This window comes from Orrella sp. 11846, assembly GCF_048820935.1.
Lineage (GTDB): Bacteria > Pseudomonadota > Gammaproteobacteria > Burkholderiales > Burkholderiaceae_B > Algicoccus.
Window position 1 is genome coordinate 1 of the sequence record NZ_JBMERD010000064.1, and the last position, 408, is coordinate 408.

Consider the following 408-nt stretch of genomic DNA (forward strand, 5'->3'; position numbering starts at 1 on the left):
CCAGGCAATACCGCGGAGGTCGACACGTTAAAAACCTCCTTGCTCAAGGTGGTGAACACCTTCCCGATCAAACGCGTCATTGCCGTGGCTGATCGTGGTTTGCTGTCGTTAGAAAGCCTAGGTGAGTTGCAGCAAATCGTTCTACCCTCGGGTCAACCATTGGAGTTTATTCTGGCGGTTCCTGGGCGACGCTATAAAGACTTTCAAACATTGTTGGCCCCATTTAACGAACATGTGCACAGTGTTAGCAATGTCGATTCTGACACAGAGCAAACTGAAGTCTTTGGTGAGGTGGAGTGGGAAGGTTTGCGCTTGGTGGTCGCCCATGATCCAGAACGTGCCGCTGAGCAAACCACAAAAAGAGATGCCAAGATTGCGCAATTAGAGGCACGTGCTGAGCAATGGGCA

At 51.0% G+C, this 408-nt stretch carries 1 pseudogene; it reads left to right on the forward strand.

The features are described from left to right. A pseudogene (locus tag ACOI06_RS14630) lies at nt 1-408 on the forward strand (IS1634 family transposase); the annotation flags it as partial.